Here is a 16,605-nt window from a genome sequence, read left to right as displayed (position 1 = left end):
TGCCGCATGTTTTATGCTCTTTTGTTCTTACTTGTCTGAAAAATGTATTAATTCAAGTTGAATGATTGTGAACCGATAAGGGTGCCGTCAGTAAAAATGTCTACGCGGTAGGTACCTGCATAGAGGTATTCTTCTACATCCCAATATACGGTGACGGTTTGCTCTTCTCCGTTGTATTCTATATACTTCTTGATGGAATATACCAGTTCCCGGTTCTCGTATGGGAAGGTGTTTGAGGGACTTTTGGTCAGCACGTCATTGTCCGGTTTGGTGATGCGGATGTAGAGGGTGCGTTCGCCGGTTTCTGCAGTGATGTTTTTCACGATGGAGAAGTTTATTTTGAACTTCACGATGTCTTTCACTTTCTTGGCAGTCTTGCCGCGTTTGTTGGTGGGCTGCACAGAGATGTTGGTGGCGTCCAGTTGTGCGGCAAGCGTCACTGTCTTGGTCAGGTTCTTCTTTTCTTCGGACAAGTTGCTGATTTGCCGGGAAGCGGCGTTGTACTTTTGGGTGACATCGGCTATGATTTCCTTCTGTTGGGCAGTCAGGCGGTTCAGCGAGTCAATCTGGTTGATATAGCCTATCATGACTTTGCGGAGAGAGGCCAGTTCCTTCTTCAGACGGCGTATCTCGGTGGCATTGCTGCTCTTCACGGTGCGGAGTTCTTCCAATAAACGTTGGGTCTTCAGTTGTTCCTGCTCCAAAAGTACGGAGAGGGAGTCGTTGGAGACGGTCAACTTCAGTTCGTCATATTGTCTGACGAAGTCTGTGTATTGATTTTCAAGGTCTTCTTTATCCAGATTGAATTCCATCACCAGTTCCTTGTTGGTTTGCTTTTCGGAAATCAGCAGAATGGTAACTCCTATTAATAATAAGATAAGGAGGCTGCCTGCCACGATGAGAAGTGTATTCTTCTTAACTGCCATTTTTGATAATGATTAATGGTTAAGTGATTAATGGTTGGTGACTGATTATTCGTCTTACGTTCACTAATCGTCCGCAAAATTAATCATTAATCATTAATCATCGTCCACTAATCGTTGGCTAAATGTGTATTTAACTAAAATTATTACGGAAATATTTCTCTAATTACGAAGTTCGCTGTACTTTTGTATCATCTTTAAAGAATACTTATAAACAAAAAACTTTAGAAATTATGTCAAAAGTAACCGTAGTAGGTGCAGGTAACGTAGGTGCTACATGCGCTAATGTGTTGGCCTTTAATGAAGTGGCTGACGAAGTGGTAATGCTGGACGTGAAAGAAGGCGTTTCAGAAGGTAAGGCAATGGATATGATGCAGACTGCTCAACTGCTGGGCTTCGACACCACTGTTGTAGGTTGTACCAACGATTATGAGAAGACTGCCAACTCCGACGTTGTAGTGATTACTTCCGGTATTCCCCGTAAGCCGGGTATGACTCGTGAAGAATTGATCGGTGTTAATGCAGGTATCGTTAAGTCGGTTGCACAGAACATCTTGAAATATTCTCCGAATGCTATCCTCGTGGTTATTTCTAATCCGATGGATACCATGACCTATCTGTCATTGAAGTCTTTGGGCTTGCCGAAGAACCGTATCATCGGTATGGGTGGTGCTTTGGACAGCTCTCGTTTCAAATATTTCTTGTCTCAGGCTTTGGGCTGCAACGCCAACGAAGTGGAAGGCATGGTTATCGGTGGTCATGGTGACACTACCATGATTCCGTTGGCTCGTCTGGCTACTTACAAGGGACAGCCGGTAAGCACACTGCTGAGCGAAGAAAAACTGAACGAAGTGGTAGCTTCTACCATGGTAGGCGGTGCTACACTGACTAAGTTGCTGGGTACTTCTGCATGGTATGCTCCGGGTGCGGCAGGTGCTTATGTAGTTGAGTCTATCATCCACAACCAGAAGAAGATGATTCCTTGCTCAGTATATCTGGAAGGAGAATACGGTGAATCAGACATCTGTATCGGTGTTCCCGTAATCCTTGGCAAGAACGGCATCGAGAAAATCGTAGAACTGGAACTGACTGCTGACGAAAAAGCTAAATTTGCTGCCAGCGCTGCTGCCGTTCACAAGACAAATGCTGCTTTGAAGGAAGTAGGAGCTCTCTAATTGAGGGTAACTTAAAGAGAAATAAGCAAGCCTCACGGACTTTTTCTGACAAGGAAAAGACGTGAGGCTTTTTTTTATCCCCCAAAAAAAAATCATTATGAAAAAACTACTATTAGGTATTGCTGCCGCTTGCCTGGCAGGTTTTACTTTTGCGCAGGATGCTCCGCTCTGGATGCGTCATAGTGTCATCTCTCCCGATGGGACCACCATTGCTTTTACGTATAAGGGAGACATCTATACGGTGCCGGTTGCCGGTGGACGTGCCATGCAGATAACTACCAATCCTGCATATGATACGGCTCCGGTATGGAGCCCGGACAGTAAGCAGATTGCTTTTGCTTCGGACCGTATGGGAAGCCTGGACGTCTACATTGTGTCCAAAGACGGAGGCGAACCACGACGGCTGACTACCCACTCGGGAAGCGAAACACCGCTTGCTTTTACAGATGCCGGACATGTCTTGTTCTCTGCGGGCATCATGCCGTCTGCCGAGGCTGTTGTCTTTCCCTCTAACGGGCAGTTCAACCAGGTCTATCGAGTATCAGTGGAGGGAGGGCGTCCGACGATGATTTCGTCCATGCCTATGGAGTGCATCTCCATCAATAAGGAGGGAGCGATGTTGTATCAGGATAAGAAAGGTTACGAGGACTACTGGCGTAAACATCACGTATCGCCCATTGCCCGGGACATCTGGATGTATACTCCGGGAAAAGAACCGCAGTACCGCCAACTGACTACTTTCGGAGGAGAAGACCGTGAACCGGTTTGGGCTCCTGATGGAAAAACATTCTACTATCTGAGTGAGGAAAACGGCTCTTTCAATATCTACCGACGTACTCCCGGAGATGCGAAGGCCGTGCAGTTGACGCACTATACCAAAAATCCGGTACGTTATCTCAGTGCCGCTACGGACGGAAGGTTGTGCTATGGATTTGATGGTGAGATTTATACCCTGCTTCCCGGTGGAGAAGCGCAAAAGGTGAACATCTGCATTGTTTCCGACAGAAACGACAAGGATATTATCCGCCAGATTAAGAGTAGTGGCGCCACGGAAATGGCAGTGTCTCCGGATGGTAAGGAAGTGGCTTTCGTTTTGCGTGGCGATATCTACGTCACTTCAGTGGAATATAAGACTACGAAGCAGATAACGAATACTCCCTATCAGGAACGCACTGTAGACTTTGCCCCCGATGGCCGGACACTGGTTTATGCTTCCGAACGTGGCGGGCTTTGGCAACTTTACACTTCGACGATTGTGCGTAAGGATGAAAAGCTGTTTACCTATGCTACAGAGCTGAAGGAAGAACGCCTGACGAATTCGGATGTCGCTTCTTTCCAACCCCAATATAGCCCTAACGGCAAAGAGATTGCCTTTCTCGAAAACCGTAGCGCCATCCGTGTCATCAATCTGAAGACGAAGGCTGTACGTACCGTTATGGATGGCAAGTACCAATACTCTTATTCGGACGGTGACCAGTGGTTCCAATGGAGTCCGGACAGCAAATGGATTCTTTCGGACTATATCGGTGTAGGTGGATGGAACAACAAAGATGTTGTGCTGCTGAATGCCGATGGCAAGGGTGAAATGGTGAACCTGACCGAAAGCGGGTACAACGATGGCAATGCCAAGTGGGTATTGGACGGCAAAGCCATGATTTGGACCAGTGACCGTGCGGGGTATCGCAGCCACGGCAGTTGGGGAGCCGAAGACGATACTTATATCATGTTCTTTGATGCTGAAGCATACGACCGTTTCTTGATGAACAAGGAAGAAACCGCTTTGCTTGAGGAAGCGGAGAAGGCAGAGAAAGAAAAAGCCGGAAAGAAAGACGAAAAGGATGCCAAGAAGAAAAAAGAGGATGCCGACAAAGATAAGGAGAAAAAGGTAGAACCGTTGAAGTTCGATCTTGCAAACCGCTTTGACCGTATTGTACGCCTGACCGTCAATTCCTCGCATATGGCAGATGCCATGCTTTCTGCTAAAGGGGATAAACTCTATTATCTGTCTGTTTTTGAGGATGGGTACGATCTTTGGGAGCACAACCTGAAAGAGAATGTTACAAAAGTTCTTTTGAAGAAAGTAGGTGCAGGCGCTTTGCAGCCAGATAAGGAAGGGAAGAATATCTTCCTTTGTGCCCGCGACGGAATGAAGAAGATAGAGATTGAAGGCAGCAAGATTTCTCCAATTGAATTTGAGGCTTTCTTCGATTACCGTCCTTACGGTGAGCGTGAATATATCTTCGACCACATCTGGCAGCAGGTAAATGATAAGTTCTATGTGGCAGACTTGCAAGGTACGGACTGGAATGGATACAAAGAAACTTATAAGCGCTTCTTGCCTTATATCAACAATAACTACGATTTTGTGGAAATGCTGAGTGAGATGCTGGGTGAATTGAACGGTTCTCATACGGGAGCGCGTTATTATGCTTCGGGCGCAGCACTTCCTACGGCAGCTTTGGGAGTGTTCTATGATGAAGCTTATGCGGGCGATGGACTGAAGATTAAAGAAATTATAGCTCAAAGTCCATTGACGAAGAAAAAGACGGATGTCAAACCGGGGTGTATTATCGAAAAAGTGGATGGTGTTGCCATTAAGGCAGGTGCCGATTATTTCCCGTTACTCGAAGGTAAGGCAGGGCGCAAGGTGATTCTCTCTGTTTATGATCCTGCTACCGGCAAGCGGTTTGAAGAAACCTTGAAGCCCATATCTTACGGTGCCCAGAATGAGCTATTGTATAAGCGCTGGGTGGAAAACTGTCGCAAGAAGGTGGATGAATATTCCGGCGGGCGCATTGCTTATATTCACATCAAAGGTATGGATAGTCCGAGCTTCCGTAAGATTTACTCCGATTTGTTGAGCGAAAGCAGTCGTAAGAAAGAGGCTGTTGTGGTGGATACCCGCCATAACGGAGGCGGATGGCTGCACGAACAAGTAGCGACGTTACTTAGCGGCAAGGAGTATGAACGCTTTGTGCCGCGCGGCCAGTACATCGGCAGCGATCCTTTTGATAGATGGCTGAAACCTTCGTGTATGTTGGTTTGCGAGGATAATTACAGCAATGCCCACGGTACTCCTTTTGTGTACAAGACGTTGGGTATCGGTAAGCTGATAGGTGCTCCAGTGGCAGGAACCATGACTGCTGTCTGGTGGGAAAGCCAGATTGATCCAAGTATTGTATTCGGTATTCCGCAGGTAGGTTGTGTGGATATGCAGGGTAACTATCTGGAGAACCGGACTTTACAGCCGGACATCTTGGTTTATAATGTGCCGGAAGCTGTTTTGAAGGGAGAAGATGCACAGCTGAAAGCGGCGGTGGACCACTTGCTGAAGGGGTTGCAACAGAAGAGATGAGTTGTTAAAGCGTTGATTTTTATATAGAACTCAGATTATTTAACGTGAGTCCGACGAATTCAGACGCTCTGTTGATTCGTCGGATTCATGTTTTTTAAAGTTTTCTCACGTCAGTGTTCTATCTGCAAGAGTGTATGACTAAGTCCCTATGTAAAGGAAACAAAGTCCCGGACTATTGTATGCTGGGTTTCGTTATCCTGTCCGGGCGCTCATTTCTTTATTCCTGGTGACTCATATCTCTCCGAATGTCCTGAAGGGGAAGTTTCTTATTTGCCTTTGAACCATTTATCAGCGAACCAGATGTATTGTTCCCAATCATAAACCGTAATGTCATGGATTCCGGTGCGGATATGGTAGGCAATGCTCCCATCTCGGACGGGGGTATCTGTAGCAGGCATCTCTGTAGACTCTAATCCTTTCTTGCCAAAAAGCTCATATACGGGAGTGGCATATACTCCGGATAGGAATTCGCCTTTGGGGTCGGCCCAGCGGTCTTCGGTTGCACTGGCTATGTAGACCGGACGGGGAGCTTGCAGGGCAATGAGCTCGTGTTGGTCGAACGGTAAATTTTCCTCCTTATCATTGTATTTCCAGAAGTTGCGGCAGAACCAATGCGTGAATTGCCGGTTGACGGCACGGACTGTTTCGCCAAAGGCACGGCGGGAGAGCGCTGCACCTCCGCAACCGGAACAGTTGGAAATGATTAGGGAGAAACGTGGATCTGTAGCACCGGCCCATAATGCAGCTTTGCCATGTCGGGAATGACCGAAGACAGCCACTTTGGATGCATCTATCTCTTTGTCCGTCTCAAAATAGTCCATGGCACAACTCATGGCCCATGCTGCAATGGTTCCCCATTCGTTATCGGCAGGGCGGCGTTGTCCCTTTTTGTAGAACAAAGGATGAACTCCGTTTTTAAAGGCGTCATCGAAATCAGGATCGATGTCTCCCCGGTAAATAGTGGCAAGCGCATAGCCGTTCTTCATAATCGTTTCTATGGGCCAGCGTGCCGAGGCGATACCTCTTTCGGGGAGCTTCCTCCATCTGAACTCTTTTTGTTTTTCAAGTGTAGGATATGATATGCCGGGGTCGGTGTTGATGGTGTGGTTACCTTTGAAGTTGAGTCCGAAGAACAACGGTACGGTTCCCGCACGTTGGTTGGGAATGTACATGAGTATGGTGAAATACTTTTTGTTGTCCTTTGTAAGATAGACATTGACTTCTTTTCGAGTAGCCAGTCCTCCAAGTGCATGGCTGTCTTCCGTCAATACTTCGAAATGCATGTCCTTAGGATGTTTGGGAGCCTTACCGAACATCTCTGTTTCAAAGAGTCGCAATAGTTCGGGACGGCGTTTCTTCGTCCATTGTTCTGCTGTTGTTACCGGTTTTCCGTTTTCCAGTGTCAACGCATCAGGCAAGGTGTATTCGGGAACATTCACTTCATTGTAATTGGCTTTGGCGGCCGGCTGCTTCAGGTCGACCAGATGGGTGACCTTGTCCGGACAAAGTATGGCTGCGTGTGCTGCTGTCTGGGCTACTTCCTTCTCGTCATAGTTCATGCCTTTTGGGGAGTAGGGGGCTCCTATGACATTTTGGCCGGTCAAAGCTTCGAACCAGGTACAAGCGGCGGTATATCTGCCTATTTTCAGGTCCAGATGATAGCCATCCCTATTCATGTGGTCGCCTATAAAGGTGGTGCGGGCATTCTGGATGGCAGTGCCGGAGGGGATGATTTTTTTGATGCCCACCAATCCGGCTGCTTCCTTAACGGCATTGACAATATCGGTGTACATTTTCATCTGACTTGAATTGTAGTTCTTGAATCCCGAATGAGTGCTGTTGCCGGCATAGGCCCAAGTTTGATGCATCATTAAAACTGTCTTTTTACTGACCCGTGGTTTGACATAATCCACCAGTTCAGGGAGGGACGCTTTGTATGTTTCGTAAATGCCTGATACCGGACTTGCTTGTTGCAGGCTTACATAGTCCCATGGTTCGTCGGCAAGGGCTTTCTCAATGGTCATTTCTCGGATTTCTACCCTTTCCCCATTTTTGTCTACTTTGCGGTAGGCGTAGGCCGGTGTATTGTTGCGTATATTTTTTACATGCCGTTCCAATGAACATCCTCCGATATACATGTTGCCGATAATCATGATATAACCTTCGGACTTTCCCAGTTCGTGCAGATATTGTTCCACTGCATCTTGTGAGAAACTGTTGCCTATGGCCAGCACTCTAAGAGTGTCTGCGTCAGTTGCTTTTGCCTGCAATCCTCCGGGGGAGGCAAGCAGCAGGGCAAGCAGCAGGAGGAGCCTTGCCGATAATCTTGAAACATGAAAGTCGTTTCTTTTCATCATACCTTTGTGTGTTTTTAATGTATTTACTTTATAGTTACTTCTGCCAGTTTCAGCCAACCGGAGTTTGTGTAAGTACCTTTGGCAGAGATATTCAGTCCTTTTACATTACTGCCATTGCCTTTGGTCGTATCTACCAAAGCCACTGCCCAAGTATAGTTGCCTTTCTTGACTCCCTTGATTTTAGGAGTAAACTCATAAGAAGTGGGATGGTCTTTAATCCAGACCGACAAATCGGTATTGCTGTCCAGATAGGAGTAGGCTATCTGATTGTCTTGATTCAATAAGGCAAAGGCTACTTTGTATTTCTGATTCCATTGTGGTATATTGGTAGGACAGTATCCCCAGCCTAAATTGTTCCAACGATGTGCTATTCTTATTCTTGTCCCGTTCTTTATCTCTTTGGGAACCACAATGGAATCGGGATACAAACGATAACCTCCTTCGGAGATGAAACGCTCAACCAGAGGATAGGCATCACGGAACCAACTCATGGTTTCGTCTCCTACACGGAAATCCATCATATTGACATGAGCTTCCTGGCCGTCTTCAAATTCTCCTATACGAACTTCTTTGGCTGTTTTGTAACCGCTCGGGTCATTGTGGTAAGGGTGTTTGCTTACAATCCAGCCACCTTCCAGCAATACCGGACGCTTCATAATCCAAGGCTTTACATAATTCCGTTCCCACTGGCCGTAATACTCTCTCATTCCGAAAGCATCATGGCGTAAAGAAAAACCTTTCTCACAAGCACTGTCCAACAGACGTTTGCTGTCGGGATCAAAATTCTCTTCACCGGCCCAGTCTTTACCTGCACCCATCCAACGGTGGTAGTTGATGACTAAAGGCACCTTCGTGAAATTCTTGAGATACAGGTCAATGATCCAGTTGAATACAGTTTCACGGTTTTTAGGGTCGATGTACTTCATGGTGTGTGCCTCGCCCCACTTGCCAAGGCCGTAGCCATCTATAAATTCTACCAAGTCGGGATTATTGTACTTCTGGGCAAACGCTTCTATGAATTTTGCATATTTCTCCTGAAAGATAGGGTCATCGGGATAGGGAGAACGTTTCCCGTTATCAGTATAGTATTTGGCTCCTGCATCGAATACATAAGCCGGAGTAGCTTCGTTCTTTCTGTCACGACTATCGACTATCACGCGGAAAGAAAGACGCATGCCTCTGTCGAGTGCACCTTGAATTACTTTTTTCAACTTTTCATCCGTGTCCCATCCGTAGACTCCTTCGGCAGGATTGAATGTACTCCAATGAGTACGGATATAGAGTGTACGAGCATAATCGGAAATCTTCACGGTCGTTCCTTTTTCCGGTACATAGATATGGTCGTATTTCTTCCAGAAGTCATCGCTTACATTCTCGTTTGCATAGATTACCCAGCCACTCAAAGGATTTCCCTGCATGGTTTTCTTGTCCGGCCAGATTTTTATGTAATCGGCTTCCGTATCTACAGCCATCTTGTAAATCTGGCATCCTGCTGCAAGAAAAGCGCCGACACCGTAAACTTCTGTCATGTCACGGGTGACTTTACGAGGATCGGCACCGATCGGTTGTACCCAGCCAAGTTTGCCGTTTGCATCTACAGCATTAGTCAACGCTTTCCATCCTTTTATAATGACTGGCATAAAGTCATCTTCGTCCAAGATACCTGCATTCACACCATATGCCAGTGCATATACAAAGAAACCGGTAGAACTGGTTTCGGGAGAAGGGTAGGAAGCCGGGTCCAAAAGGCTGGCATGCCAATAACCGTCTTCGTTCTGCAATCCGGCAATACGGGTACATAACCGGACAAACAGTTCTTCGTAATAAGCGCGTTCCATCAAGCCTTTGGGCAACTCCTGCAATACTTCTGCCAATCCGGCCAGTACCCAGGCATTTCCACGTCCCCAGAACACCTTTCTGCCATTGGCTTCTTTTTTGCCGAAATAATGCCAGTCTCGGTAGAAAAGGTTCTCTTCCTTATCGAATAGATATTCGTAGGTAGCCCGGTATTCATTGTCCATGAATTGGAGGTATTTCCGGTTGTTGGTTTCGCGGTATAGCTTGGCATAAACCGGGGGGGCCATGAACAAGGCGTCACACCAGGTCCAGCGTTCCAGGGTTTTGTTGTCACCGTACTCCAGTTTGAATGTACCGTTGGATGGATGGTTGACGATCCATTCCGTACGTGCCAGGGTAGGAGCTAGTATTTCCTCTTTTTTATATTTACGGTATAAATCAATGAATGATTGGGAAACGGTTATATCGTCTGCATGGTACAATCGCTGATGGGGTTGCCAGCAGTTCCGTCTTCCTATTTTATAGAGCCATTGATAGTAGGTGCTGTCATTGTACTCCTCTTCTGCCAGTTTTGCCCAATCTGCCATACCTACATAAAGTGCTCCATTGGTCCAGTCCAGGTCGTGGTGTTCGTGGGCAGTGTTAGGATTGGAAATTTGCCAGTCCGCCACTTGCTTCATTTTCTCTTTTACTTCCTTTTTGCTGAATGGCACTTGTGCCATGATTGCCATACTGATAAACAGAAAGGCTGTTGCTGTTAATTGTCTGTGTATCTTCATGATTGTTTGTTGATAAAATTAAGGGAATTGCCTTTGTTCTCAACGGACGCGGACAATTCCCTTTATGAGAATCTTGAAAACTATCTTTTTACCTTTATTCGTGTTTTATTTTGTCTTTGTGCTGTTAATATCCTTCGTTTTGCGGGAATTCTGCTCCCGTATTTGAATCGATTATGCTCTGAGGAATCGGCCATAATGTATGGTAATCACGCATAACGGGACCCGATTCTGTATTGTATTTGCGGGTACGCTCCAATAATTTGCCGGTACGGCATAAGGTAAAGCGGCGTGATTCTTCACCTACCAACTCGCGGATACGTTCGTCCAGCAAGAAGTCCATGGTCATTTCACTGTCTGTAATCTCAGGAGCATGTGCGCGACGGCGTACTACATTGATTGCTTCGCGGGCACCTGAAATATCCTTCAAACCCAACCTAGCCTCGCAGAGTAAGAGATAAGTTTCGGACAAACGGAACTTCATACGGTCACGGTAGGAACCGGTCAAAGAAAGGTTCTCGGAACGGCCATAGAAGAATTTTGTCAGAGCCGGATAAAGACGGAAGGTAGTAAACCATGTTTCGTCTGTAATCGTAGCCTTTTTACCATAAAGGTCGGGCATGTTCTCGTTGTTGTAATACCAGTTACGTTTAATGTTGTATTCGGAATTACGGATATCATTTTCATCAAAGAAACCGGTATCTTCGCCAATCCACCATTTCATTGGTACCAACTGGGACAAGCCACGGCCACCCAGTGAGTCTGCCAAAACAAAACCGGTAATCTCGAAGTATTTGGGTTCCCAGGCGCGGCGTGTCCAATCATCGGAATTTGTACCGCCACCAGTAGTGTTATATTCAAACTGCATGACCCAAATGCTTTCCATATTGCCGGATGTGCGATTTTGGTTGTTTTCAACAAATAGGTCGGAGAACACATCGCCGTTTGCTTTTGCCTTTTCACCGAAGCGATCCTCCATCAAGTGGAAATATCCGCTGTTGATGACATTTTCTGCAGCTGTTTCAGCCTTTGCATAATCACCTTGCATTAAGTAAACCTCACTTAACAAGTGTTCTGCCGCCCATTTGGTCAGCTTGCCAACTTTTACGGCATCAGGGTCGGTAGGCAGGTTCTCGACAGCAAACTGAAGGTCTTCTACCATGTGGGCAATAACCTCTTCCTTCGGTGTACGGGTAAAATCAATTCTGAACTGATCTTGAATCTTGTCCACATAAGGAACGTCTCCATACAGATAAACCAACGTACGGTATGCATAAGCACGGAAAAAACGTGATTCTGCTTGATAGAGCGCCTTGTCTGTGCTATTATCCCAGTTCGTGTTTATTTCAGAGTATTTCAACATCTCATTGGCTCCTGCAATCAGACTGTAGGCCCAATTCCAGTAGGAGCCTACAATACCGGTATTGGGAGTTAATGTCAAATAACCGAACGGTTGGATAGAACCGTCTTTGGTACCCATGGTAGCAAGGTCAGTGGCAATTTGTAATGCTTCGTAAGGGCAAGCGGCATTATGCATGAAGGCTCCGTTTTCACCCCAAGTGTTATATTCAGAACGTGCTTGGGCATAAAGTCCGGTGGAACCTACCTCGAAACCATAGGAACTTGTATATGTGTTATCCGGGGCCAGTTCACTTTTCAGTTTCTCATCCAGAAAGTCAGAGCAACCGGTAGCAGACAGAGCTACTAACAGAGCTAGAGTTGCTTTTGATATATAATTTTTCATTGTATATATATTTAAGTAAGTTTAGAATGATAAGTTCAGTCCAAGTACGTAGGAACGTGCAGTCGGGTAAGAGGCAAACCAACTGTTGTCATAGTTCAATACGCTGCGTATATCACAGAATGTATAAGGATTTTCCACGCTGATATTGACTCCCAAACCACTCAGCCCCAATTTCTTTACTAAATTCTTTTCAAAATTGTATCCTAAAGTGATATTTTTTATTTGGATGTATGTAAAGTCTTTGTAATAGCTGTGTCCGTCGAAGTTGTTATATACCGGAGAAGCATATTTGGCATTGGTATGTTCCGGCGTCCAGTAATCGGCATTATGCAGATAGTTGTATAAATTGTAACTCCAACTTCCGATATTGGCTTCATTCAGCTCACGTGTAACCTTGAATGTTCCGTTCAGTAAAAATGACAGATAGAAATTTTTGTAGGTTAGAGTATTGCTCATAGACATCAGGAAGCTTGGATTCTTTGAACCGATGATGACTTTATCGTTGGAATCAATGTAACCGTTTCCGTCTGCATCTTTCACTTTGGCAGAGCCTGGCTTGGCACCTTTTTGGATTTCTTTTTCGGTACCGTCTGCTGTAGTATAGGTGAATTTGTCACCTTCCTGCCAGATACCGTCAACGTCATAGTCGTAGTAAACTCGCAAAGGTTTGCCGATGAACCACTTATTGGTGATATCATCTTTTTTGTCACCACGCAGGTCTACAATCTTGTCACGGTTTAGTGAGAAGATGATTCCGGTGCTCCATTCGAAATTCTTATTGCGTATGTTGACAGTGTTTAAAGTGAATTCAACACCTTTGTTACGTGTTTTACCCACATTATCCCAAATAGTTTTATAACCGTTCATGATAGGAACAGTACGCTTCATCAGCAAGTCTTTTGTGTTGGCGACATACATTTCAATGTTACCGTTGATGCGGCCGTTAAAGAATGAATAGTCAATGCCGACGTTGAATGTTCGGGTTGTTTCCCATTTCAGATTCGGATTTCCAATGCCGTCATTGGCTAGATAAGCACCATTGACACCTGCTCCACCGTCACCCCAGATATAGTTTGTGAGATGTAGACGGTCCAGCGTCTGATAGGGGCTGATGGCTTGGTTACCGTTGGAACCATAAGATACGCGGAGCTTCAGTTGGTCCAACCAGTTTTGGGTATTTTCCATAAAGCTTTCGGAAGCAATGTTCCATGCAGTAGCCACTGACGGGAAGAATGCATACTTATTGTTTGCACCGAAGGCAGAATAACCATCGGAACGTCCGGTTAGGGTCAGCATATATTTTCCGGCATATGAATAATTCAGACGAAGCATATAAGATAACATGGAGGTTTCTGATAAACTGGACTTTACAGTCTTATTTTTCTCACCTGCATTGATATTATGATAGCTGGAGTCATCGTTTACAAAACTTTCGGCACTTGAATTGGAAGTTTTCTTCTGAGTCTGTTGTACACTGAACAAACCTGTAGCGTCGAAACGGTGCTTGCCAAATTCACGATTATACTTGAGCAAGTTTTCCCAAGTGTAATCCCAGTAGTGCTCATTATTGATGCTAGCTTTTCCGCTGGCTGTTCTACCGTCTTTGGTGTCACGGCCATAGTATGTGCCGGTAAAGTCGCTACGGTAGTTGTAACCAAAGGTTGTACGGGCTGAAAGACCTTTTACCGGCAACAGAATGTCAGCATAGGTGTTGATGAAAAAATTACGTCTTGTTTGATCTTGGTCAGCATTGACATTGGCCATCGGGTTAATAATCAAGGATTGATCCATAGGTTCTTCATAATACTTGCCGTTTTCATCTTTGTAGATACCATAAGGACTCTGTTTTACAGCATGTTCAATATTCGGGGTTATACCACCGCCATCTCTTTGAATAAATTGGGTCTGTATACCGATAGTCAGCCATTTGTTTAATACTTGTGTGACATTCAAATTAATATTGTAACGTTTCATGGCAGAGTTATAGACTACACCTTCTTGATCCAGATAGGAAACTGCCCCCATGTAAGTGGTACTTTCAGTACCTCCGGAAATGCCTACCTGATGTTCCATGGTAAATGCATTGCGGAAAATATAGTTCTGCCAGTCGTTTGTAACGTCTTTCTTGTAATTTATAAGTTCACTGGCACTCAGAATATTCTCAGGAGCCAATTGGTCACCACTCCATCCATCTTTCAGGCGTGCAATGTCTTGTTTAAATGTGATGTATTCGTCTGGAGTCATCACATCAATAGTCTGTTGGGGTTGCGACATTCTGAACTGCCCTTTGTATGTAACTTGGGGTGCACCTTTCTTGCCTTTCTTTGATTGAATCAAGATAACACCATTGGAACCGCGTGAGCCGTAGATAGCTGCTGCGGAAGCATCTTTTAAGACACTAAGGCTTTCGATGATGTTTGGGTCAATATCACTCAAAGAACCATTGTAAGGAATACCGTCCAATACGATGAGCGGTGCATTGTCGGCACTTAATGAGTTTTCACCACGTACACGGAGGGTTTGGTCTGCTCCCGGTTTCGCATCACCAGTAGTTACGCTTAAGCCCGGGATTTGTCCTGCGAGACGGTCCATCAAGTTACTGCTATTTATCATGTTCAGCTTCTTCTGGTCTACTGATACCAGACCTCCAGTCAGGTCGGACTTACGTTGTGTACCATAGCCGATTACCACGACTTCTGCCAGTGTTTTACTGTCTTCCACTAACTTTACGGTACTGTTTCTACCAGCTTTTACAGTCTGTGTCACATAACCGATATAGGAAATTTTGAGATTACTCCCTGCCGGTGCGTTGATCGTGTATTTTCCGTCAAGATCTGTGATGACACCAGTATTGGTTCCTTCCACCATGACATTTGCTCCGATAATTGGTTCACCACTTTCGTCAATTACTGTACCAGAGATGTTCTGTGGTTGCCCGGATATTGCCTTGTTATTCTTTCCGGTATATAAAATAATGTGTGTTGCGTCGATTTCAAATTTAACATTGGTCCCTTTCAATAAGGCTGCTATTGTCTTATTAATAGTTGCATTCTTAACATTTAGGCTGACTTTCTGTTTGATGTCTATTTGCTGCGATTCATAGAAGAAAGTGTATCCGCTTTGCTTTTCCACTTTTGGCATAGCCTCTGATAATGGGATGTTTGTGAACTTCAGTGTGATCAGTTTCTCTTTCTTTTGTGCAGAAACTGGGGCACATAGAAGTACTAGTATAAGAATGATGAGTTGTTTTCTTATATCCATAATTGTCTTAAATTTAAAGATTAATGTAGGTGTTTACTTTTCGTTAATTATTAAATAACGTGCATTTCTCATTTGTTTGGCATAAGTTTTTTGTTACTGTTTCATTTTACTTTTTGTTTTGTGTCTGCAAACGAAATTGTCAATTCATTCTCTTCGTTAAAGGTATATTTCATAGGTTGGATGCGTGACATGATACGGAGTATTTCGTCCAGCGGTTCGCTACGCAACGTAAACGTATAGAAATATTTATTGGATAATGTAGGATCCACGTCTATCTTTACCCGATACCATTTAGAAAGCAATTTGCAAATGTCTCCCAATGAACGGTTTCTGAATACGAGTTGTGTATTTGCCCACGAAGAGGCAAAATGTACATCATCTTTTTCTACCTTAAGTGTCAGGGTTTTCCGATTAAAAGTAGCTGTTTCGCCTGGTTTGAGGAAACGGTTCTCTGTCTCGGTTTCCAAAGAGACGGACCCTTCTACCAAACTCACTACTGTATTTTCCGAACCGGGGAATGCATCGACATTGAATTTGGTTCCGTGAACTACGATACGCATACCTTCTGTCTGCACGATAAAAGGTTTGTCAGCATCGTGTGCTACATCGAAGTAAGCTTCACCAGTTACATTTACGATACGCTCATCCTTATTCATTTGTGATTCGTATTGCAAAGAGGTCTCTGTATGCATCCATACTTCGCTTCCGTCAGGAAGGAGAACCTTAGACTTACCCGACAAATTAGAGTATAACTGCGGCATGGCTTCAAGCTGTCCGTTAAGGAATCCTATGTAGAATGAGCAACCGATGGCAACAGCTATACATGCTGCTACTGCGTAGCGGTATATCCGTTTCAGCTCGAAGCGTTTCTTTGCAGGTTTTTCAGTCTGCTTAGGCTCGCTGGCGTGCATACGGTTGACAAGTTCATTCCAATAATATTCGGTATTGGGCGTATAGTTTTCTACATTTGCCTGAATTTTTTCCCATAACAGTTGTAATTCCTTGAATAACGCTTCGTTGTTACTGCTGCGTAACCAAGTCTCCAATTGCCGCTCTTCGTCTGCGGAAATTTCCTGTTTCAACTTAGGAATGATTAAATTCCAAGGAACACTTTTTTTCATGATCATGATGTTTTTATAGGCCTTCACTTATATGACACATCACTTGAGTTTAACCCTTATTCCAATTCCAATTATTTTTTTAATAAATTTCGAGGA

General features: G+C 44.9%; 6 protein-coding genes and 2 pseudogenes. 2 read left to right on the top strand and 6 right to left on the bottom strand.

What is annotated here, in order from left to right:
• Positions 1-47: 47 nt before the first annotated feature.
• On the bottom strand, positions 48-926 hold the full coding sequence (locus tag EYA81_RS05260) for a hypothetical protein (protein WP_131225439.1): 879 nt from the start codon (positions 924-926) through the stop codon (positions 48-50).
• 230 nt (positions 927-1,156) lie between these two features.
• On the opposite strand from EYA81_RS05260, the gene mdh reads away from it, so the two are divergent.
• Together mdh and EYA81_RS05250 are read left to right on the top strand one after the other, a co-directional pair.
• The gene (gene mdh / locus EYA81_RS05255) at positions 1,157-2,098 is read left to right on the top strand and encodes a malate dehydrogenase (RefSeq protein WP_005829779.1); all 942 of its coding nucleotides are present in this window, start codon (positions 1,157-1,159) and stop codon (positions 2,096-2,098) included.
• A 97-nt stretch (positions 2,099-2,195) separates the two neighbouring features.
• Entirely contained in the window at positions 2,196-5,453 is a 3,258-nt protein-coding gene (locus EYA81_RS05250) for a S41 family peptidase (protein WP_131225438.1), read from the top strand.
• A gap of 1,481 nt (positions 5,454-6,934) precedes the next feature.
• Here the strand turns inward: EYA81_RS05250 and EYA81_RS19480 are convergent.
• The 5 genes and pseudogenes from EYA81_RS19480 to EYA81_RS05225 all read right to left on the bottom strand — a co-directional run.
• A pseudogene (locus EYA81_RS19480) lies at positions 6,935-7,807 on the bottom strand (DUF4886 domain-containing protein); the annotation flags it as partial.
• A 1,469-nt stretch (positions 7,808-9,276) separates the two neighbouring features.
• A pseudogene (locus EYA81_RS19475) lies at positions 9,277-10,386 on the bottom strand (glycoside hydrolase family 105 protein); the annotation flags it as partial.
• Positions 10,387-10,510: 124 nt separating this feature from the next.
• Positions 10,511-12,127, bottom strand: coding sequence for a RagB/SusD family nutrient uptake outer membrane protein (locus tag EYA81_RS05235; protein ID WP_119961206.1), 1,617 nt, complete (start codon positions 12,125-12,127; stop codon positions 10,511-10,513).
• A gap of 21 nt (positions 12,128-12,148) precedes the next feature.
• Positions 12,149-15,388 (bottom strand): TonB-dependent receptor, encoded by a 3,240-nt coding sequence (locus EYA81_RS05230; RefSeq protein WP_119961205.1) that lies wholly within the window; start codon positions 15,386-15,388, stop codon positions 12,149-12,151.
• 101 nt (positions 15,389-15,489) lie between these two features.
• Positions 15,490-16,509: a FecR family protein gene (locus tag EYA81_RS05225; protein ID WP_119961268.1), complete on the bottom strand. Its 1,020-nt coding sequence runs from the start codon at positions 16,507-16,509 to the stop codon at positions 15,490-15,492.
• Positions 16,510-16,605: the final 96 nt, after the last annotated feature.

The sequence above is a fragment of the Bacteroides sp. A1C1 genome (assembly GCF_004328515.1).
GTDB lineage: Bacteria > Bacteroidota > Bacteroidia > Bacteroidales > Bacteroidaceae > Bacteroides > Bacteroides uniformis.
This window is presented reverse-complemented; position numbering and strand designations above follow the sequence as displayed.

Bases quoted from the DNA above. Each gene is read 5' to 3' on its own strand.
- EYA81_RS05260 (WP_131225439.1), bottom strand. From the start codon at position 926: ATGGCAGTTAAGAAGAATACACTTCTCATCGTGGCAGGCAGCCTCCTT.
- mdh (WP_005829779.1), top strand. From the start codon at position 1,157: ATGTCAAAAGTAACCGTAGTAGGTGCAGGTAACGTAGGTGCTACATGC.
- EYA81_RS05250 (WP_131225438.1), top strand. From the start codon at position 2,196: ATGAAAAAACTACTATTAGGTATTGCTGCCGCTTGCCTGGCAGGTTTT.
- EYA81_RS05235 (WP_119961206.1), bottom strand. From the start codon at position 12,127: ATGAAAAATTATATATCAAAAGCAACTCTAGCTCTGTTAGTAGCTCTG.
- EYA81_RS05230 (WP_119961205.1), bottom strand. From the start codon at position 15,388: ATGGATATAAGAAAACAACTCATCATTCTTATACTAGTACTTCTATGT.
- EYA81_RS05225 (WP_119961268.1), bottom strand. From the start codon at position 16,509: ATGAAAAAAAGTGTTCCTTGGAATTTAATCATTCCTAAGTTGAAACAG.